Below are 21,703 nucleotides of genomic sequence, written 5' to 3' on the forward strand. Positions count from 1 at the left end.
CATTTCAAAGTCTTGAAAACTCAAGTGAGTCGATCAAGGCGCCGCGCAGGTCTCAGACCTGCGCCGGCGCCGCACCGCTCGCTAGCTTTGGGAATTGGGTTTGGTCTTGAGCTTGCCCAGCAGCTTGTCCAGGGATTTCTGGTTCAGCGCCTTGGCCAGCGGGAAGTCCGCGGGCATCAGCGAGCCGGCCTGCGGGTCGAGGCAGTGTTCGACCAGCGCCTGCAAACGTTCCAGCAGGCGAGCGGGCAAGCGGCTGTCGGCGTTTGGCGTGACGCTGTGCCACTCGACACGCAACACGCCATCCTCCAGCCAGGCCACCACTTCACGGGCGTGGGTCACTCGGTTCGCCGGGGCCACGTTCGGCGGCGGGGTCAGGCTGCTGGCGCGCAACCAGCCCTCTGGCGTTTGCTCATGCCCCAGGTAGTTGAACAGCACATCACCGTGGCTGGCCGGCAACTCGCCGCGCTGGCGCAGCAAGCCGTAGCCGAGGCCCAGGCCGGGTACGTCACGCAAGGCTTGCTTGGCGTTGCGCACCTGATCGCCCGCAGCGCCGCTGGCATTCACGCGCAGTGGGTAGAGGGTGGTGAACCAGCCGACGGTGCGGCCGACGTCCAGCCCGGCAAACGGTGCGTCACGCCCGTGGCGCTCCAGGTCCACGACGATGTCGCTGCGCTGTTCGACCTCGGCCAGGGTCGCGGCGAGGGCGGCGATCAGCAGTTCTTCCGGTTGCGTGCGGTAAGCCGCATGGGATTTGGTCAGCCATTGGTGCGTGCGGCTGGCGTCCCAGCGGACCGACAGTGTCTGGCGCTCGGCGACCGTGGCCATGGGCGGCTGGTTTGCGCCGATCTGGGCACTCCAGTAGCGATGCTCGGCAGCGACCTTGGCGGCATGGGCTTGCAGGTGTTCGGCCCATTGACGATACGAGGTGGTTTTCGCTGGCAACGTCGGGTTCTCGCCATGCTCCAGTGCCGGGTACAGCTGTTGGAAATCTTCCAATAGCGGCGTCCAGGACACCGCATCGACCACCAGGTGATGGGCCACCAGGTATAGGCGCTGCGGCGTGCCTTCCAGCAGCGCCGCGGCAAACAGTGGGCCGTGTTGCAGGTCCAGGCGCTGGGCGACTTGCAGCAGTTGTTCCGGGTGCTCGCAGCAGGTCAGTTGTGCCGTAGCCACCGGCGCAATGTGCGCTTGCCATTGGCCGTCGACGTCGGTGAAACGCAGGCGCAGGGCGTCGTGGTGGGCGACCAGTCGATCCAGCGTGGCTTGCACGATGGCCGGCTCCAGGCGACGGTCGCTGTCGGCCAGCACCGATTGGTTCCAGTGCGCGACCTGGACCTGCTGCTGGTCGAAGAACCACTGGTGCAATGGCATCAGCGGCATCGGCCCGGTCACATCACCTTGTTCGGCCTGGGTCAGCAGCGCCGTGGTCACATGGGCCAGGGCCGCCGGGGTCGGCGAACGGAACAAGTCCCGTGGGGTGAGCGAATAGCCTTGTTCACGCAAGCGCGAGATCAGTTTCAGGCCGAGGATCGAGTCACCGCCCAGGGCGAAGAAACTGTCCGAGGTGCCGACTTCACGGCCGCCGGTCAAGGTTTCGCCGAGCAACTCACCGAACAACTGGCAGAGCAGGCGTTCCAGGTCGTTGCGCGGTGCCGCGTAGTCCTTCTGGGTGTTCGGCAAGGGCAGGGCGGCCAGGGCCTTGCGGTCGATCTTGCCGTTGGTGCTCAGGGGCAGGGCCGGGATTTGTACCCACACCGCTGGCACCATGTAGGCTGGCAGTTCGGCCGCGAGTTGGGTGTCGAGGTCCGATTGCGCGGTGCTGCTGCTGTAGAACGCCACCAGGCGGTTGTCGATGACCAAGGTGCAGGCACCGGTGATGGCCGGCAGGTTCAGCAGGGCTGAGTCGATTTCCCCCAGCTCGATGCGCTGGCCGCGCAACTTCACCTGATGGTCGAGACGCCCCAGGTATTCGATGTTGCCATCGGCCAGGAAGCGGCAGCGGTCGCCGGTGCGGTACAGGCGATCCCCGGCCACGAACGGGCTGGCGAGGAAGCGTTCCTCGGTCAGGTCTGGGCGTTTCAGGTAACCCCGGGCCACACCGACGCCGCCGATGTACAGCTCGCCGATGCTGCCAATCGGCAACGGTTGCATCGCCTCGTCGAGGATGTACAAGCGCAGGTTGGCGATGGGCTTGCCGATTGGCACGATCACATCGTCCGCCGAGCAGCGCCAGACCGAGACGTCGATGGCCGCTTCGGTCGGGCCGTACAGGTTGACCAGCGTTGCCGGGTGTTGACCCATGAAGCGTCGCACCAGGTCCACCGGCAAGGCTTCGCCACTGGCGAACACCTGGCGCAGGCTCTGGCAGTCGACCAGGCTCGGCTCTTCGACAAAGGCTCGGAGCATCGACGGTACGAAGTGCAAGGTCGTGACCCGTTCCTGCTGGATCAACTGGCTGAGGTAGGCCGGGTCGCGATGACCGTCCGGGCGAGCAACCACCAGGGTCGCGCCAGTGATCAGCGGCCAGAAGAACTCCCACACCGACACGTCGAAGCTGTACGGGGTTTTCTGCAAGACGCGGTCGTTCGGGCCAATCGGGAAGGCGTCTTGCATCCAATGCAGACGGTTCATCAAGGCGCCGTGTTCGTTCATCACGCCCTTGGGTTGGCCGGTGGAACCGGAGGTGTAGAGCACGTAGGCCAGGTCATTGGCTTCGACGTTGATCGGTTCGAACGCGGGGGCCTGGGGCAAAGTATCGAGGGTCCAGGCCTGATGCCCGACCGGCAGGCGCGACAGCCATTGCGCTTGGGTCAAGGTGACCCGGGCGTCGGCGTCTTCGATCAGGAATGCCAGGCGCGCGGCAGGCAGTTCGGGATCCAGCGGCAGCCATGCGGCGCCGGCATGGACGATGCCGAGCAAGGCCACGACCATCTCCACCGAACGCTCCATGCACAGCGGCACGATGCTGTCGCTGCCTATACCGGCGGCGCGCAGGGCACGGGCGACGGCTTGCGCCCGCTGGTCCAGCTCGGCATAGCTCAGGCGCTGGCCTTCGAACACCAGCGCCGGGGCGTTGGGGCTCAGGGCGGCTTGCTGGCTCAGGGCGGTGTGCAGATTGGTCGGGCCACTGTAGTGGCGGTCGGTGGCGTTCCAGCGGTCCAGTTGCTGCTGATCCTGCTGTTGCGGGAACAGTTCGACCAGGCTGCGCCCAGGGCTTGCCATCAGTGCATCGAGCAGCGCGCACCACTGCGCGCTCCAGCGTTGCATCGTCGCTTCGTCGTACAAGGCCGATTGGTATTCCAGCGCCAGCGTCATGTCGCTGCCGTCGTCCTGGACTTCCCAGCTCTGTTCAAACTTGGCGTCGATCACCGGCAGCATCTGTTCTTCGACGTTCAGCCCCGGCCATTGGCTGCTGTCGATGCGGCCGTAGTTGAGGGAGAACAGCACTTGGAACAGCGGCGTACGGTTCAAGTCGCGGTTTTGTGCGATAGCGCCGACCAGGGTGGCGAAGGGCAGGTCAGCATGGGCTTGGGCTGCACGCAGATCGGCCTCGAGGCTGGCCAGCAGTTGCTCGGCCGGGGCCCGTTGGTCGACGTCGCTGCGGATCACCAGGGTGTTGACCAGGCAGGCCAGCAACGTCTGGGTTTGCCCATGGTCACGCTGGTCCGCCGGGGTGCCGAGACGAATCTCCCGCTGACCGCTGTAGCGGGCCAGCAGAGCGCTCAGGGCCGTGGCCAGCACCACGTAGGTGGTCGTGCCGCGCTGACGGGCGAACTGCCGGATGGCTTCGGCGCGCTGGGTGCCAAGGCGCACGGTGAGTTGCCGGGCGCGGCGATCGGCTTCGGCGCCGCGTGGATGGTCGATGGACAGGTCGAGCTGGTAGTCGTCCTGGCCCAGGTGGTTTTTCCAGTAGTCCAGGCTGTCATTGCGCCGGGCCTGGGTGTCCGGGTGCTGTTGCCACAGGGCGAAATCGACGTAGTCGATTTCCAGCGGTGCCCAGGCGGGCGACTGCCCGTTCAGGCCAGCGGCGTAGGCCTGGGTCAGTTCGTCGATGAGCAACTGCATGGCCCAGCCGTCGGTGGCGCTGTGATGCAGGCACACCAGCAACAGGTTTTCGACACTGCCCTGGCGTTGCAACAGGTGCGCACGCCAAGGCGCCGCGGCGGCCAGGTCGAACGGCGTCATCAGTTCGTCCTGGGCGTTGGCGCAGGTCGCTGCCCAGTCCTGGCTCGCAACGGATGTCACCGCGAGCGCCGGGCCGTGGTCGTCGATCAGCAATTGCGGCTCGCCGTCGACTTCGACGATACGGCTGCGCAGCACCAGGTGGCGCTGGCTGACCTGCGCAAAGGCCTCGCGCAAGACCTCGACCTGCAACTCGCCGCGCAAGGTCAGGGCGAATGGCATGTGGTACTCGCGGGACTCCGGTACCAGGCGGCTGAGCATCCAGAACCGGCGTTGAGCCAGGCCCAGCGGTAATTGCGCCGGGCGCGGGTGTGCGCTGATCGACTCACCGGGCATGGCCGCGCGCAGATGCTCGGCCAGGGCCGCGACCGTCGGTTGGGCGAACACCAGCGGCAAGGGCAGGGAAACCCCCAGGCGTTCACGAACCCGGCTGACCAGGCGGGTGGCCAGCAAGGAATGGCCGCCGAGTTGGAAAAAGTTGTCCTCGATGCCGACTTCCGAACCACCCAGCACTTCGCTGAACAGTTCGCAGAGCACGGTTTCAGTGACCGTGCGCGGCGCGGTGCGCGGCTGGTCGCTTTGGCCCTGTGGCAGCGGCGTGGCGGCCAATGCCTTGCGGTCGAGCTTGCCGTTGCTGTTGAGCGGCAGGTGGTCGAGCTGCACGAACAGGCTTGGCTGCATGTGCGCGGGCAGGCTGTCGCTCAAGTCGGCACGCAGGGAGACCTCATCGGCGTCACCGCACCAGAAACTCACCAGACGCTGGTCCAGCAACAAAGTGGCGGCGTCGCGAACACCGGCCTGCGCCAGCAGCGCAGCGTCGATTTCCCCCAGCTCGATGCGCTGGCCGCGCAACTTCACCTGATGGTCGAGACGCCCCAGGTATTCGATGTTGCCATCGGCCAGGAAGCGGCAGCGGTCGCCGGTGCGGTACAGGCGATCCCCGGCCACGAACGGGCTGGCGAGGAAGCGTTCCTCGGTCAGGTCCGGGCGTTTCAGGTAACCCCGGGCCACACCGACGCCGCCGATGTACAGCTCGCCGATGCTGCCAATCGGCAATGGCTGCATGGCCTCGTCGAGGATGTACAAGCGTAGGTTGGCGATGGGCTTGCCGATTGGCACGATTGCATCGTCCGCCGAGCAACGCCAGACCGAGACGTCAATGGCCGCTTCGGTCGGGCCGTACAGGTTGACCAGCGCTGCCGGGTGTTGACCCATGAAGCGTCGCACCAGGTCCACCGGCAAGGCTTCGCCACTGGCGAACACCTGGCGCAGGCTCTGGCAGTCGACCAGGCTCGGCTCTTCGACAAAGGCACGCAGCATCGACGGGACGAAGTGCAAGGTCGTGACCCGTTCCTGCTGGATCAACTGGCTGAGGTGGACCGGGTCGCGATGACCGTCCGGGCGGGCAACCACCAGGGTCGCGCCAGTGATCAGCGGCCAGAAGAACTCCCACACCGACACGTCGAAGCTGTACGGGGTTTTCTGCAGCACACGGTCGTTCGGGCCAATCGGGAAGGCGTCCTGCATCCAGTGCAGGCGGTTCATCAAGGCGCCGTGTTCGTTCATCACGCCTTTGGGCTGGCCGGTGGAACCGGAGGTGTAGAGCACGTAGGCCAGGTCGTGGGCTTCGACATTGATCGGTTCGAAGGCGGGTGCTTGGGACAGGGCGTCGAGGGTCCAAGCCTGATGCCCGGCGGGCAGGCGCGACAGCCATTGCGCTTGGGTCAAGGTGACCTTGGCGTCGGCGTCTTCGATCAGGAACGCCAGGCGCGCGGCAGGCAGCTCTGGGTCCAGCGGCAGCCATGCGGCGCCGGCATGGACGATGCCGAGCAAGGCCACGACCATCTCCACCGAGCGTTCCATGCACACCGGCACGATGCTGTCGGTGCCTATACCGGCGGCGCGCAGGGCGCGGGCGACGGCTTGTGCTCGCTGGTCCAGCTCGGCATAACTCAGGCGCTGGCCTTCGAACACCAGTGCCGGGGCGTTGGGGCTCAGGGCGGCTTGTTGGCTCAGGGCGGTGTGCAGGTTGGTTGGGCCGCTGTAGTGGCGGTCGGTGGCGTTCCACTCGATCAACTGGCGATGACGCTCGGCCGCCGGCAACGGTGTCCAATCCCTGAGGCGGGTTTGTGGCGTTTCGAGCATGGCTTCCAGCAGTTGTTGCCATTGTTCCAGCCAACGCCGGGCCGTGGTTTCGCTGAACAGCGCGGCGCGGTATTCCAGCAACACCGACAGCACCTCGCCGTCGTGCACTTCCCAGTTGAGGTCGTACTTGGTGGCCTGGGCGGTCACGGCGCGTTCGCTGACCTGCAACTGCGGCCATGGCTGGCTCGACGAGTCGGCGTTCTGCATGGCGAACAGCACTTGGAACAGCGGCGTCTGGCCGAGGCTACGCGAAGGCTTCAAGTGCTCGACGACCTGCTCGAACGGCACGTCCTGATGCTGCTGGGCATCCAGCACACGGTTGCGCACCTGGTCGAGCAAACCTTCGAAGTCCAGCGCCGGATCAAGGTCGGCACGCATGACCACGGTGTTGACGAAGCAGCCGATCAGCGGCTGCAGCTCGGCGAATGGACGCTGGGCCACCGGGCTGCCAACTCGCACATCGCGCTGGTTGGCGTAGCGGCCCAACAGCAACTGCGCGGCGCCGAGCATGAGCATGTACAGGGTGGCACCGCGCTGCTGGGCGAACTGTCGCAGGCGTTCCACCAGGACGGGCGGCAATTGCAGTTGGACCGCGCCGGCCGCTGGGGCGAGCTGGTTTGGCCGGCCCTGTTCGGTTGGCAGGTCCAGCAGGTAGTCGCCGTCCTCCAGTTGGTTGCACCAGTATTCCAGTTGGCTGCTGAACGCGGTCTGTTGACCGGGTTCGCGCTGCCAGATGGCGTAATCGGGGTATTGCAGCGCCAGCCCTGGCAGTGCTGCCGGGGCGCCCTGGCACTGGGCGGTGTAGAGCTGTCGCAGTTCATCCAGCAGGTTCTGGCTGGAGGCGTCATCAGTGGCGCAGTGGTGCACGTTGAGCAACAGCAGCGACTGGGCGGCGCCGCTGCGTTGCAATAGCGTGGCACGGACGGGTACTTCGGCAGCGAGATCGAAGCGGCGGCCGGTTTCTGCGTGGATCGCCGCGTCGGTCAGTTGCTGCCATTGCTCGTCGCTGGTCGCTTGCAGTGCCGTCACCTGCAGGCTGATATCGACCTGGGGTTCGATCACCAGCGCCAACTCGCCGTCGCTATCGCGCACGATGCGGCTGCGCAGGATCTCGTGGCGTTGGACCACGCTGTTCAGGGCCGTGCGCAGGGCCTGGACGTTGAGTGCGCCGTCCAGTTGCACGGCGCTGACCACGTTGTACTCGCCACCGCCTGTGCTCAGTTGTTCAAGGAACCACAAGCGTTGCTGTTCGAACGACAGCGGCAGGCGGCTGGGCCTTGGCACTCCGGTCCAAGTGGAGGCGGGAGTATCCAAAGGATCGCCGAGCTGGCTCGCGAAGGCAGACAGTGTCGGGTTTTCAAAAAGACTACGCAGTGGCGGCACCCGAGTGAACCGTTGACGCAAGCGGGTAAACAGCATCGCGGCCAACAGCGAGTGACCGCCAAGGCTGAAGAAATTATCGTGGACGCTGACATCCGGGCGTTCCAACACTTCGCAGAACAGCCTACTGAGCACCGCTTCGGTGGCGTTACGCGGTGCCACATGAGGTTGGCTGTCGTCGATGTTTGGCAGTGCGGTAGCCGCCAGGGCCTTGCGGTCGAGCTTGCCGTTGCTGTTGAGCGGCAGGTGGTCGAGCTGCACGAACACGCTTGGCTGCATGTGCGCGGGCAGGCTGTCACTCAAGTCGGCACGAAGGGTGACCTCATCGGCGTCACCGCACCAGAAACTCACCAGACGCTGGTCCAGCAACAAGGTGGCGGCGTCGCGAACACCGGCCTGCGCCAGCAGCGCAGCGTCGATTTCCCCCAACTCGATCCGCTGACCGCGCAACTTCACCTGATGGTCGAGACGCCCCAGGTATTCGACGTTGCCATCGGCCAGGAAGCGGCAACGGTCGCCGGTGCGGTACAGGCGATCCCCGGCTACGAACGGGCTGGCAAGGAAGCGTTCCTCGGTCAGGTCCGGACGTTTCAGGTAACCCCGGGCCACACCGACGCCGCCGATGTACAGCTCGCCGATGCTGCCAATCGACAATGGCTGCAGGGCCTCGTCGAGGATGTACAAGCGCAGGTTGGCGATGGGCTTGCCGATTGGCACGATCACATCGTCCGCCGAGCAGCGCCAGACCGAGACGTCGATGGCCGCTTCGGTCGGGCCGTACAGGTTGACCAGCGTTGCCGGGTGTTGACCCATGAAGCGTCGCACCAGGTCCACCGGCAAGGCTTCGCCACTGGCGAACACCTGGCGCAGGCTCTGGCAGTCGACCAGGCTCGGCTCTTCGACAAAGGCTCGGAGCATCGACGGTACGAAGTGCAAGGTCGTGACCCGTTCCTGCTGGATCAACTGGCTGAGGTAGGCCGGGTCGCGATGACCGTCCGGGCGAGCAACCACCAGGGTCGCGCCAGTGATCAGCGGCCAGAAGAACTCCCACACCGACACGTCGAAGCTGTACGGGGTTTTCTGCAAGACGCGGTCGTTCGGGCCAATCGGGAAGGCGTCCTGCATCCAATGCAGACGGTTCATCAAGGCGCCGTGTTCGTTCATCACGCCCTTGGGTTGGCCGGTGGAACCGGAGGTGTAGAGCACGTAGGCCAGGTCATTGGCTTCGACGTTGATCGGTTCGAACGCGGGGGCCTGGGGCAACGTATCGAGGGTCCAGGCCTGATGCCCGGCGGGCAGGCGCGACAGCCATTGCGCCTGGGTCAAGGTGACCTTGGCGTCGGCGTCTTCGATCAGGAACGCCAGGCGCGCGGCAGGCAGTTCCGGATCCAGCGGCAGCCACGCGGCGCCGGCATGGACGATGCCGAGCAAGGCCACGACCATCTCCACCGAACGCTCCATGCACAGCGGCACGATGCTGTCGCTGCCCACGCCAGCGGCGCGCAGGGCCCGGGCGACGGCTTGTGCCCGCTGGTCCAGCTCGGCGTAGCTCAGGCGCTGACCTTCGAACACCAGCGCCGGGGCGTTGGGGCTCAGGGTGGCCTGCTGGCTCAGGGCGGTGTGCAGGTTGGTTGGGCCGCTGTAGTTGCGCTCGGTGGCGTTCCAATCAATCAGCGTGCGCTGATGCTCCGCAGCGCTGAGCAGAGGCAACTCGGCGATTGGCCGTTGTGGTGTTGCGATCATCCCCTCAAGTAACTGCTCCAGACGCGCCAACATTTGGCGGGCGCTGTCGGCAGAGAACAAATCCAGCGCGAACAACAGATTCAGCTGGATCGGTGCGTTGGCCGGGCACAGCACGTGCAGGTCCAGGTCGCATTCGGAGTGCTGCAGCGGTGTGTCCAGGGCTTCGAATTCCAGCCCGGGGAAGCGCAACCGTGACTCCATGGCCAGTTGCTGGGCGACCATCACCTGGTACAGCGGTGCATGGCTGAGGCTGCGTGGCAGTTGCAGGCTGTCCACCAGTTGCTCGAAGGGCAGGTCCTGATGCAGCAGGCCATTGCGCAGGCGTTCGGCCACTTGTTTAACCAGGACAGTGAAGTCCGCTTGCGGCTCGAAGTCCGCGCGGATCGCCAGATTGTTCAACAGGATGCCCAGCAGGCCTTCGGTGCCCGGTTGTTCACGGTGGGTGACCGGGGTGCCGACCAGCACCGTGGCATCGCCGCTCAAACGGTGCATCAGCACGGCGAAACCGGCGAACAGGACGGTGAACGGCGTGGTGCTGAGGCGACTGGCAAAGGCCTGTACCCGGGCGCTGAGGTCGACGCTGAGTTCACGCGGCACGATGCCGGCGCGGTAGCTTTGTACCGATGGTCGCGGATGATCGGTGGGCAAGGCCAGCAGCGGGCTGGCGTCGCTGTCGCGCCGGTCCAGGGTGGTGGTCCAGTAATCGAGCTGGCGCTTGAGTTCGGCGCCTTGCAGGTGTTCGCGCTGCCAGAGGGCGAAGTCGGCGTATTGCAGCGGCAGGGTCGGCAGTTCGGCGGGGGCTCCGTTGCAACGGGCTTCATAACCCAGGGCCAGCTCGCGCAGGGCGATGGTGGCCGACCAGGCGTCCGAGACCAGGTGATGCAGGGCGATGCCGAGTACGTGCTCGCCCGGCGCCAGGCGCAGCAAGCGCGCACGCAGCAGCGGTGGGCAGGTCAGGTCGAACGGCTGCTCGAAGGTGTCTTGCAGGGCAGTGAACTGCGCGCCAGCGCGAGCGGTGGCGGTCAGGCCCGACAAGTCTTCGAAGGGCAGCGCGATGTCCAGCGCTGGGCTGATGCGCTGGCACGGCACGCCGTCGGTGTTGTGGATGCCGGTGCGCAGGATTTCGTGGCGCACCAGCAGGTCGTTCAGGCTGGCGTGCAGCGCCTCGACGTTGAGTTCACCCTTGAGGTGCAGGGCGAACGGGATGTTGAACAGGGTGGTGCCCGGCGTCAGTTGCTCGATGAACCACAGGCGTTGTTGCGAGAACGACAATGGCAGCAACGTCGGGCGTGGCTGGGCCTTGGGCACGCTGATCGCGCTGGCTTGCGGCGCGGCGGCCTCGGCCTGGCGGGCGGCGATGGCCACGGCCAGCAAGGCCACGGTCGGCTGTTCGAACAGCACCCGCAACGGCAGGTCGAGCTTGAACTGAGTGCGCAGGCGGGCAACGATCTGGGTCGCCAGCAGCGAGTGTCCGCCGAGGGTGAAAAAGTTGTCTTCCACGCCCACCGTATCGCGTCCCAGGACCTCGGCCCAGATCGACGCCACGGTGGTTTCCAGCGCGTTGCGCGGGGCGATGCTTTGCTGGGTGTCGGCCTGCCAGTCCAGCTCCCGGGCGGCCAGGGCTTTGCGATCGACCTTGCCGTTATTGTTCAGGGGCAGTTTGTCCAGGCAGACGAACGCCGCCGGCACCATGTACGGCGGCAGTTGCGTGCGCAGGTGTTCGCTCAGGCCGTCGCTGCCCAGGGTTTCGTCATGGGCCGACCAGTACGCCACCAGCCAGGCTTCGCCGACGGTATTTTCCCGCAGCAGGACGGCGGCTTCGCGTACGTTGGGGTGCTGGGCGAGACGGTGTTCGATTTCCGTCAGTTCGATCCGGTGCCCGCGCAATTTTACCTGCTGGTCGCGGCGGCCGAGGTATTCGATCACCCCGTCTGCACGCCAGCGTCCCAGGTCACCGGTGCGGTACAGGCGACCTTCGAGTTGAGGGTGGTCGATAAACGCGTCAGCGGTGCGCTGCGGGTCGAGCAGGTAACCGCGGCCAACGCCGACGCCACCGACGCAGATTTCCCCGGCCACGCCCACCGGCACTGGGCGCAGGGATTCGTCCAGCACATACAGGCGGTTGTTGGCGGTCGGCTGGCCGATGGGCATGTGGCTGACCTCGGCCCCCGGTGCGGCGAAGATCGGTTGGAAGGCCACGTCGTCGGCGCATTCGGCCGGTCCGTAGGCGTTCATCAGCGCGATGTCGGGGAACCGTGCGAACCAGTCGCGGGCCACGGTCGGCGGCAGGGCTTCGCCGGTAGGCAACACCCAGCGCAGGTCCGGTAGTTGCAAGTCGCACGGGCACAGCGCGAGCAAGGTGCGCATCAGGCTCGGGACGATTTCCAGCACGTTCAGACGCTCGCTGGCGAGCACTTGCAACAGGCGTTGCGGGTCGTGGGCGACTTCATCCGGAAGAATGTGCACGGTGGCGCCGAGCACTGGCGCGGCGAGGAACTGCCACACCGAAATGTCGAACGCCACCGAGGCGGTCTGGGGAATCCGGTCGGCGGCGCTGAGCCCCAGGGCCGGTACTTTGCCGAAGATGTTGTTGAGCATGCCGCGCTGCTCGATCATCACGCCCTTGGGCGTGCCGGTCGAACCCGAGGTGAACAGCACGTACGCGAGGCTGTCGGGGCCTGCCAGCATCGGCAGTGGCGCGTCGTTGCCGGACGTCCAGCAGGCTTCGGCGAACAGCGCCTCGGGTGCCTGGTCGAGGCCGCTGAGCAGTTGATCGAGCAGGCCGCTGCAGGTTTCGCTGGCGACCAGGAGTGGGGCGCGGGACAGCCCGAGGATTTCCCGCAGGCGCTCGGGCGGGTGATTGACTTCAAGGGGCAGCATCGCCGCACCGGCCTTGAACACCGCCAGCATCATGCTCAACAGCGCCAGGCCACGGGGGGCCACCAGCGCGACCAGTTGGTCTTCAGCGGCGCCGGCCTCCCGCAGGGCGTGGGCCAAGCGCGTGGAGCGCAGGTCCAGCTCGGCGTAGGTCAGCGACTCCCCGTCGCAGGTCGCGGCGATCTGTCCTGGGCGCTGGGCGACTCGGGCGGCAAACAGCTCGGCGTAGCTTTGATCCAGCGGAAAATCATGCGGGTTGAGCGCCCACTCGCCCAGCAATTGCTGGCGTTCCTCGGCGGCCAGCAGCTCGAAGCTGGCCAACGGCGCCTCGGGTGCGGCGAGCATGCTGCGCACCAGGCTGGCGATGTGGCCCAGCAGGCGTTGCACGGTGGCGGCTTCGAAACGTTCGCGGTCATAGGAAACGCGGATGCCCAGCGGTTCGCCCGGCAGGATCACCACGGTCAAGCCGTAGTGGGTGTGCACGCTGTGGTCCATGCCTTCGAGGCTGAACTGGAAGCCGCCTTCGAGAATCTGTTCGTCGATGGGCGCGTTTTCGAACACCAGGATGCTGTCGAACAGGGTTTCGCCCCGGGGAAAATCGCTCCAGCCCTGGATGTCGGTCAACGGCGTGTGCTCGAAGTCGCGCATGTCGACGTTGAGCTTTTGCAGGTCGCCCAGCCAACTGCCGAGCGAGGCATTCGGGTCCACCGAAACCCGCAGCGGCAAAGTGTTGATGAACAGGCCGATCATTTCCGCGACACCGGTCAGGTCGGCCGGGCGCCCGGCCACGGTGACGCCGAAGACCACGTCCTGTTGCCCGCTGTAGCGTGACAGCAGCAGCGACCAGACGCCCTGGAAGAACGTGTTCGGGGTGATCCGGCGACTGCGGCAGAACACCGCCAGTGCCTGGGTTTGCTGTTCGTCGAGGTGAATCAGTTGGTCGTCCACCAGCACCGCATCGGTGTAGCGGTCGCGGGTCACGCCGTTGTCCACGGTCAGTGGCGTGGGGGCGTTGAGACCTTGCAACTGGCCGCGCCAGAACTGTTCGGCCTTGCCCGCGTCCTGGCGTTGCAGCCACTGGATGTAATCGCGAAACGGCCGAGGGCTTTTCAGCTCCGGCGTGCGGTCGTTGCACAGCGCTTCGTAGACTTTGAGGAAGTCCACGGTCACCAGGGAAATGCACCAGGCGTCCATCAGGATGTGGTGGAAGCTGCGAATGAACTCGTAGGACTCATCGCCCAGGCGCACCAACCGGAAGCGAATCAGCGGTGGCTTCGACAGGTTGAAGCCGACTTTCTGCTCGTCTTCCAGCAGCGTGCGGATTCGCGCTTCCTGCTCATGGGGGGCGAGCCCGCGCAGGTCGAGGGTGTCCAGCGGTACCTTGACCTGGCGATGGATCACCTGCACCGGTTGCTTCTGGCTTTTCCACTGAAAACTGGCGCGCAGGGAAGGGTGCAGCGCCACCACCTGGCGCCACGATTCGAGGAACGCCACTTCATCAATGGCCCCACCGATGCGGTAGCGATCCTGCATCAGGTACACGCCGGAGTCTTCGTGCAGCAGGGAGTGGAACAGCATCCCTTGTTGCAGCGGCGACAGCGGGTAAATGTCTTCGATCGGGTTACCGGTGGTTTTTTCGGTGGTCATTGAAAGCGTCCTGCGTAAAAAGGGGCAACGGTGATGGCCTGGCGACGGGAGCAACCTTTCATAGGTCGGCCTCGTCCAGTTCGGCCATCAGCGCTTGCATTTCGTCATCGGACAGGCCCGAGGCGCTGAACTCGGTGCTGTCGGCTTGCGGCTCGGCGGCGCTCGGCGCCAGCGGTTGCGCGACCTCGGCCATGGCCGCGATGGTCTGGCGTTCGAAGACTTGCTTGGCCGACAGCGCGATGCCTTGCTCGTGGGCCTGGGCCACCACTTGCAGGCTAAGGATCGAGTCGCCGCCGATGGCGAAGAAGTTGTCGGTGACGCTCACCGTCGAGAGCTTCAAGACCTTGGCGACGATGGCTTGCAGGGTGGTTTCCATGGCGTTGCGCGGCGCCACGTGGGCGCTTTCGTCGAACTGGTCGGGGTCGGGCAACTGCCGAGTGTCGAGCTTGCCGTTGGGCGTGCGGGGAAAGCTCGCCAGGGTCAGCACCAGGGCCGGCACCATGTACGACGGCAGGCGCTCACCGAGGAAACGCTTGATCGCCTCCGAGTCCGGTGCGTAGCCGTGGGCGGCCAGGATGTAGGCGAGCAGGCGCTTGCCGGCGGCGTGTTCCTGGACGATCACCGCGGCTTCGCGCACGTCGCTGTGGCTGCACAACTGGCGTTCGATCTCGCCCAGCTCGATGCGGTAGCCGCGCACCTTGACCTGATGGTCCTTGCGCCCCAGGAACGCCAGGCGCCCGTCGGCCAACCAGCACGCCAAGTCGCCCGTACGGTAGGCGCGGGTGCCGTCGGCCAGGGTGACGAAGGCCCTGGCGGTTTCTTCGGGTTTGTGGCGATAGCCGCGGGCCAGGGTCGGGCCGGCGAGGACGATTTCCCCTGGCTCGCCAATGCCGCATCCGGTGTCGAATTCGTTCAGCAGGCGCAGGTCCATGCCGGCGATGGGGCGGCCGATGCTGACGTTGCGGTTTGGCTCCAACACCTCATAGGTGGCCCAGACGGTGGCTTCGGTGGGACCGTATTCGTTCACCAGCCGGGCGTGGGGCAGGGTCTTGCTGTGTTGCGCGATCAGCGACGGCGGGCAAGCCTCACCGGCGACGATCCAGCAGGCGAGGCTGTCGGTGCCTGCGCTGCGCTGCAATTGGTCGAGCAGGGCCTGGTACAGCGACGGCAGCGACAGGCCGTGACTGATCTGATGCTGGGCAATCAGTTGCGCCAGGCGGGGCATTTCCAACTCTTCACCCGGGGCGGGCAAGACCAGGCGTCCGCCTTGGGCCAGGGTCCAGAAAATCCCGGCGACCGAACTGTCGAAGGCAAACGACGACAGCAGCAGGTACGCGCGCACCGGGGCTTCATAGGCCGCCATGCGCACCTGGGTCGAGAAGCTCAGTGCGCCGTGGCTGATTTCCACGGCTTTCGGCGCACCGGTAGAGCCTGAGGTGTAGATCAAGTAGGCGAGGTCGTTCGCGGCCGGCAACGGCAGCGTCGGCCAATCGCCAAGGTCCGGCGCTGTCAGGTCATCCAGCACGAAGCATTGCAGGTTGGCCGGCACGCTGTCGGCCAGTTCGGCGCTGACCACGATGTGGGCGATGGCGCTGTCGGCGAGCATGTAGGCGCGACGGTCGGCTGGGTAGGTCGGGTCGATCGGCACGTAGGCGCCACCGGCTTTCAAGACGGCGAGCATGGCGACAATGGCCGCGTTGCTGCGGGCGAACAGGATGCCGACGGGCACCCCGGGACCGATGCCTGCGGCGACCAGTCGATGGGCTAGTTGCGTGGCGCAGGCGTCGAGGCGGCTGTAGCTCAGGTCGCCGTCCTGGTCGCTGAGGGCGATGGCGTTCGGTTGCTGGCGAACCTGACGGGCAATCAGTTCCACCAGCGTCACCTGTTCGATGGATGGCACGCTCGCGCCGGTGCCGATCAACTGTGATTGCAGCGTTCCACCCAGGGGCAGTTGGGCCCAGGCCTGTTGCGGTTCAGCCAGGGCGCCTTGCAGCAGTTGCAGCCATTGCTCGGCGAGGCAGCCTGCGGCTTCGGCGCTGAGGGCATGGCGGTCGTAGACCAGCTGCGCGTGCAGGCGGTCGGGCAACTGGCGGACGTTCAGGCACGCCTTCAGCGGGTTCATCACCGCGCTGGCATGACGCTCCCGGGCATCGCCCGAGCGCCAGGCAAAGGCATAGCCGGCGTTCATGTGGCCGGTGTAATAGTCTTGCCAGCCGACTGCCCGTTCCAGGGTGGCGGCCACTTGCGTACTTTGTTCCAGCAGGGTCGCCTGGGCATCCAGTTCGATGTTCACGGGCAGGCACTGCTCGAACAGGCCCAGGGTGCTTTCCAGTTCCGCGCCGCGACTTTCATGGATCAGGGTGAGCGGCACCTGTTGCTGGCCGACCAATCGTCCCAGCACCGCTGCCCATGCCGCCAGCAGCAGGTCCGGGGTCAGGGCCGAGTGACGGGCGAGGTCGCTCGGCAGGGTCAGGTCCAGCCGGGCCGGTGAAAAAACGCCCTCGAGGGCTGCTTCGAGCGGCAGTTGCAAGGAGGCCTGTTCGGTTTCGCCCGAGGGCTTCCAGAAGCTCACGCCCGGATGGTCCGGCGCGTCTTCAACCAGGCTCCAGCGCCATTCGGCGTAGTCGGCGTACTGCAAGGTGTCGGACAGGTCCGTGGGGTTGTCTTGCAGCAGTGCGCCGGCCAGCCATTTCAGGCTGGCGAGGTCGAAGTGGCTGCTGGCCGCCGCCAGGTCCAGAACCGCTTGTTCATCGGACAGGCGCACCAGGGTCACGCACAGTGGGGTTGCCCAGTCGCGGGGCTGGGTGGCGAGCCGGGCCAGCGCGGCGTCCTGGTCGACGCGGCTGTGCTGGCGCAAGTCCTGGAGATTCACCGCCAGCGAGCTGGCTTCGTCAATCACCTGCACCGGGTGGCGCAGGCCGGGCACGGGCATCAGGCGCGTGCGCAGGATTTCACTGCCGGCCACCAGGGTTTGCAAGCGGTTGTTTAGTGCATCGACGTCCAGCGGCTGCGACAGCGACCATTGCAAATGGCAGCTGAACGGGTGCTCCGCCGCGCCGTTGATGTGGGGGTAAACCGATGCCTGTTGCGGCGAAATACGAAAACCTTGAAGTCCGCTCATGTTCATCTCGACTGGAAAAGGGCTTGAGCCTGGATCACCGCACAGACGTCGGGGCTTGCTGGACACGTGTCAGGCAAGCCTCCTGCGAACGGCGGGTGGACCCGTTGAATGTCAGACGGCAACGTCGCTCGACAGCAGGGCTTCAGCCATGCCGGTCATGATGGCGCGCTTGCCGGTAAAGGGTTCGCGACCATGCACGGCGAGCATGTTGTCGATGAACAACACGTCCCCCTGTTGCCAACTGAAGCGCACCAGTGAATCGAGGTAGGCCGCACGCAGCGATTGCAGCACGTGCGGCTCGATCGGTTCGCCATCGCCATAAAACGTGTTGGTGGGCAGGTCGAGGTCGTTGAAGTTGCTTTGCAGCGAATCGCGGATGCGTTCGGGCAGGGTGCTGATGTGGAAGAACGTGGCGTGGTTGAACCAGACCTCTTCGCCAGTGCGCGGGTGGCGCACCATGGCGGGCCCGCGTTGACGAGTGCGCAGGCGATTGTTGTCTTTCCATTCCACTTCGATGCCGACGCTGGCGCAGTAGGCCTCTACTTCGCTGCGGTCTTCGGACTGGAACACGGTCTGCCACGGCAGGCCGAAACCGTCGCCGTAGTTGCGCACGTACAACACGCCTTTTTCCCTGAACCTCGCTTCAATCTGCGGGCTGATCCTAGCCTTCACGGCGCGGGTCGAGCCAATCGGTGTTTCACCACCGGTTTCCGACGGCAGTTGGCAGTAGAAGAACAGCCGCAGCGGGAAGCGCGGCGAGTAGGAGTGTTCGTTGTGGGGGAAAATCATCTGGTCGGCCGGGTAGTCGGTCGAGGTGTAGATGTTGCCGCCGACCCTTGTCCGGGGCGAGGCGCGGAACATGTATTCCAGAGCGCCGGGGGAGAGGGCGGCGATCACTTGGTCGAACTGCTCGACGGACGCGACGTTGAAGCCGCGAAACAGCAGGGCGCCGTACTCCAGCAGTTTCTTTTCCAGCGACTCGCGTTCCCGGGTGGCCCAGGCGATCAGGTCGACGCCACTGACCGCCGGCTCGATCACGAGGGGCAGGGCGTGGTCCGGGCTGAGCAGACGCTCGGTGACCAACTGTTGTTCCGAGACGTTCATGGCTTTGCGACGCACGGCGCCGAGGGCGCGTGGCGATGGGGGCACGATAGACATAACGGCATCCGACTCGGTTAAAGGGACAAGGAGCGACGTTTGGCTTGCATCATCTGGCTGCGACCGGCCAGCGCCTGTGACTGTTGTCGCTCACGGGCAAAGGCCTGGTCCCAGTTGTCGATGCGCTCGGCCAATGCCGGCAGCGGCTCGTCCAACAGGGTGTGTAGCTGTTCCAGCAGGCCCGTCCACAGGTGTTGCAGGCGCAGGGCACGCTGCTGGTCAAAGTATTCGCCGCGATACTTGAGGGTCGCGGCGAGGCCTTCGCTGCCGTGCACCAGGTCGAGCACCAGGTGGAAATCTCCCGGTGCCTGGGCCACGTCAAGCGTGGACAGCTGTGCGCCGGCGATGGCGGTCGGGGTCACTCGTGACGGTTGATAGTTGAGCTTGACCTGAAACAGCGGCGAGTGACCGGGGCGGCGCTGCGGCGCCAGGGCCGAGACCACCAGGTCGAAAGGCAGGCCTTGATGGGCATAGGCCAGGCGCGCTTCATCACGAACCCGCTCAAGCAGACCGGCAAGGGTCGGTTCGCCGCGCAAGTCACAGCGCAGGGTCAACTGGTTGACGAAGAAACCGATGACGTCGTTGTGCTCAGCCAGTGGCCGGCCGCTCACGTCGGTGCCCAGCAGGAACTGCTGCTGGCCGCCCAGTTGCTTGAGCACCAGTTGGTAGCTGGCCAGCAACAGCATGAACAAGGTCATGCCTTGCTCGCGGGCCAGCGCTGCCAACCGTTCGCAGCGGGCCTGGGGCACGTTGAAGTCCAGGCTGTGTTCGCCCGGGACCTGGCCGCTGCCACCGAGTTCCAAGGTTTGGGGCATGCCGGCCAGGTGTCCGTGCCAGAAGTCCTGCTCGGTGGCGATCCGCTGTTCGCTCCAGTGCCGGGCTTCCCATTGGGCGAAATCGAGGTATTGCCCCGGGAGTGCGGCGTCCGCCGAACCCGCCAGTTCCGCCAGCAATATTTGCGCCGAGCGGCCGTCGAAGGCGATGTGGTGCAGGGTCAGCAGCAGGTCATGCTGTTGGTCATGTCGGCTAAGCAACTGCGCTCGCAGCAGCGGGCCGGCTTGCAGATCGACAGGGGTGGCGTGTTCGTGGGCCAGGTGCTCGCTCAGCGCCTGCTGTTGCTGCGCTTCATTCTGTTCGCGCAAATCATGATGGATCAGTGCTACCGCTGTGGCCGGCAACACCTGTTGTTGCGGGCCATCGACACCGTCGCGGTACACCGTGCGCAACACGCCATGCCGCTCGACCAGCGCGTTCAAGCGCAGGGCCAGCGTCTCGATGTCCAACGGCCCTTGCAGGCGCAGATGCAGCACCAGGTTGTGGCGGGTGTCGTCCGGGTTCAGTTGGCGCAGGAACCATAGGCGACCCTGGGCGAACGACTGATGGCCCTGGCTGAGGTTGGTCTGCTCGGTCGACGCCTCGGCCATTGGTGCCGGTTCATTCAGGAAACCTTGCAGGGCCACCGCCCATTGCTCCAGGGTGGTTTCCCCGAACAAGTCCTGGGTTTCGAGGTTCCAGCCCAGATCCCGGTGCAGGCGCGCAGCGAAGTCGGCCACGCCGATGGAGTCCAGGCCCTGGCCGATCAGGCTGCGTTCGAAGTGGGCGGACAGATACGGGTTGACCGCGTGCAGCGTCTGTTCCAGCCATTGGCGGCAGGCGACTTGGGCCTGTTGCGGCGTTTCGGCCACCAGGTGCTTGAACTGGGCAAGGTCGAGGGTCTCGCCGTTCGAGGCAGGCTGCCCACCGCTCTGGGCGATGATGCTCAACGTGCCCGCAGCCAGTTGTTTGCGTGCGCCTTGACGGGCGATCTTGCCGCTGGTGGTCATCGGGATGGTGCCGGCTTGCACCAGCACGATCTGGTCGATGCCACAGTCGGCGGCTTCGCGCACGGCGTTTTGCATCGACGCGAACAGCGCCGGGTGATGCGCCGGGTCGACGAACTTGCGTTGCGGCTCGGCGACGATCACCAGTTTCTCGCGGCCCAATGCCGGGTCCATTTCCGAGAAAGCAGCGATGCGTCCGGTACGGATGCCCGGCTCGGCATCGGTGATGGCGAATTCGATGTCGTGGGGATAGAGGTTGCGTCCGTTGAGAATCAGCAGGTCCTTGAGCCGTCCGCAGATCACCACCTGGCCTTCGTGCATGAAGCCCAGGTCGCCGGAGCGCAGATAATGCTCCGATGAGCCGACAATCCGTGCTTCAAAGGCTTCACGAGTGGCTTCGGGGTTCTTCCAATAGGATTCGGCGTTGCTCGGGCCCTTGAGCCAGACTTCGCCGATGCGGTCGGCGGCGCAGCGTTCGAAGGTGTGCGGGTCGACGATGGCGATGCTGTGCAAGGCTTGCGGGTAACCGCAGGCGACGAACTCCACGGTGGCGGCATTGGCCGCTGCCAGGGCCGCGCGACCGGTCTCCAGCACGGCTTTGTCCAGGCGCAGTACCACTGGCAGCGCGTCGGCCGGCGTGGCGCTGACGCACAGTGTTGCTTCGGCCTGGCCATAACCGGGGCTGATGGCCAACGGGTTCAGGCCACATGCGGCAAAGCGTTGGGCGAAGGCTTCCAGGGTGCCGGGGTGGATCGGTTCGGCGCCGTTGATCGCGTGTTTCCAGGCGCTCAAGTCGAGCTGCGCGATCAGGTTGTCGCTGACCACGCGGTTGCACAGGGCATAGGCGAAGTTGGGGGCGAAACTGGCGGTGGCGCGGTAGCGACTCAACGCCTGCAACCAGGTCGACGGTGCATTGACGAAGGTCTGGGACGCCATCAGGTAGCATGGCATGCCGCTGTAGAGCGGGGCCAGCATACCGCCGATCAGGCCCATGTCGTGGTACAGCGGCAGCCAGTTGACCATGGCCCCGTGCTCGTCGAAAGCGTAGGCCTGGCGCATCAGTTCAACGTTGGCGATCAGGTTGCGTTGACGTACCTCGACGCCTTTTGGCGAACCGGTAGAGCCCGAGGTGTATTGCAGGAAGGCCACGGTCGAACCGTCGATGGCCGGGCGTTGCCACTGGCTGGCCGGTGGCGTGCCCAGGTGTTGGACGGTCAGCACATCGACGCGTCCCTCCACCAGTTCCAGCAAGCCTTCGCAATAGTCTGCCGGTGCGAGAATCAGAGCCGGTTCGGCATCCACCACCACGTTGCGGACGCGGTCCAGGTGACGCGGTTTGCGCGACGGCGGCGGAAACAACGGTACCGCGATCAGGCCGGCATAGAGGCAGGCACAGAAGGCGCGGGCGTAGTCGAGGCTGCTGGGCAGCATCAGCAGCACGCGATCACCCGGCGCATAACGCGCTTGCAGCGCGGCCGCCAGGGACTGGGATTGCTCGCGCAGTTGGGCAAAGGTCAGGGTTTCGCCGATCTCTACGCCGTCCGGCAAAAAATGCAGGCCGGCACGCTGAGGGAAGTGCTGGGCGTTGGTTTCCAGCACGTCGATCCAGTGTTCGAATGAAAACATGTGC

Annotated in this window: 4 protein-coding genes; all 4 read right to left on the reverse strand. The window is 65.6% G+C overall.

All coding sequences use genetic code 11. The features are described from left to right. Window positions 1-81: 81 nt before the first annotated feature. The 4 genes from HU749_RS13500 to HU749_RS13515 all read right to left on the reverse strand — a co-directional run bounded on the left by HU749_RS13500 (window position 82) and on the right by HU749_RS13515 (window position 21,699). Window positions 82-13,974 carry a non-ribosomal peptide synthase/polyketide synthase gene (locus tag HU749_RS13500; RefSeq protein WP_217870577.1) on the reverse strand — a complete coding sequence of 4,631 codons (13,893 nt, stop codon included), beginning with the start codon at window positions 13,972-13,974 and terminating at the stop codon, window positions 82-84. A gap of 58 nt (window positions 13,975-14,032) precedes the next feature. Continuing rightward, the gene (locus HU749_RS13505; protein ID WP_186652197.1) at window positions 14,033-17,095 is read right to left on the reverse strand and encodes a non-ribosomal peptide synthetase; all 3,063 of its coding nucleotides are present in this window, start codon (window positions 17,093-17,095) and stop codon (window positions 14,033-14,035) included. Between the two features lie 111 nt (window positions 17,096-17,206). After that, complete coding sequence (locus tag HU749_RS13510; RefSeq protein WP_079301800.1) at window positions 17,207-18,253, reverse strand: TauD/TfdA family dioxygenase; 1,047 nt, start codon at window positions 18,251-18,253, stop codon at window positions 17,207-17,209. A gap of 17 nt (window positions 18,254-18,270) precedes the next feature. Then, the gene (locus HU749_RS13515; RefSeq protein ID WP_186652198.1) at window positions 18,271-21,699 is read right to left on the reverse strand and encodes a condensation domain-containing protein; all 3,429 of its coding nucleotides are present in this window, start codon (window positions 21,697-21,699) and stop codon (window positions 18,271-18,273) included. Between the last annotated feature and the right edge of the window lie 4 nt (window positions 21,700-21,703).

Origin of the sequence: Pseudomonas ogarae (genome assembly GCF_014268695.2) — a bacterium.
GTDB lineage: Bacteria > Pseudomonadota > Gammaproteobacteria > Pseudomonadales > Pseudomonadaceae > Aquipseudomonas > Aquipseudomonas kilonensis.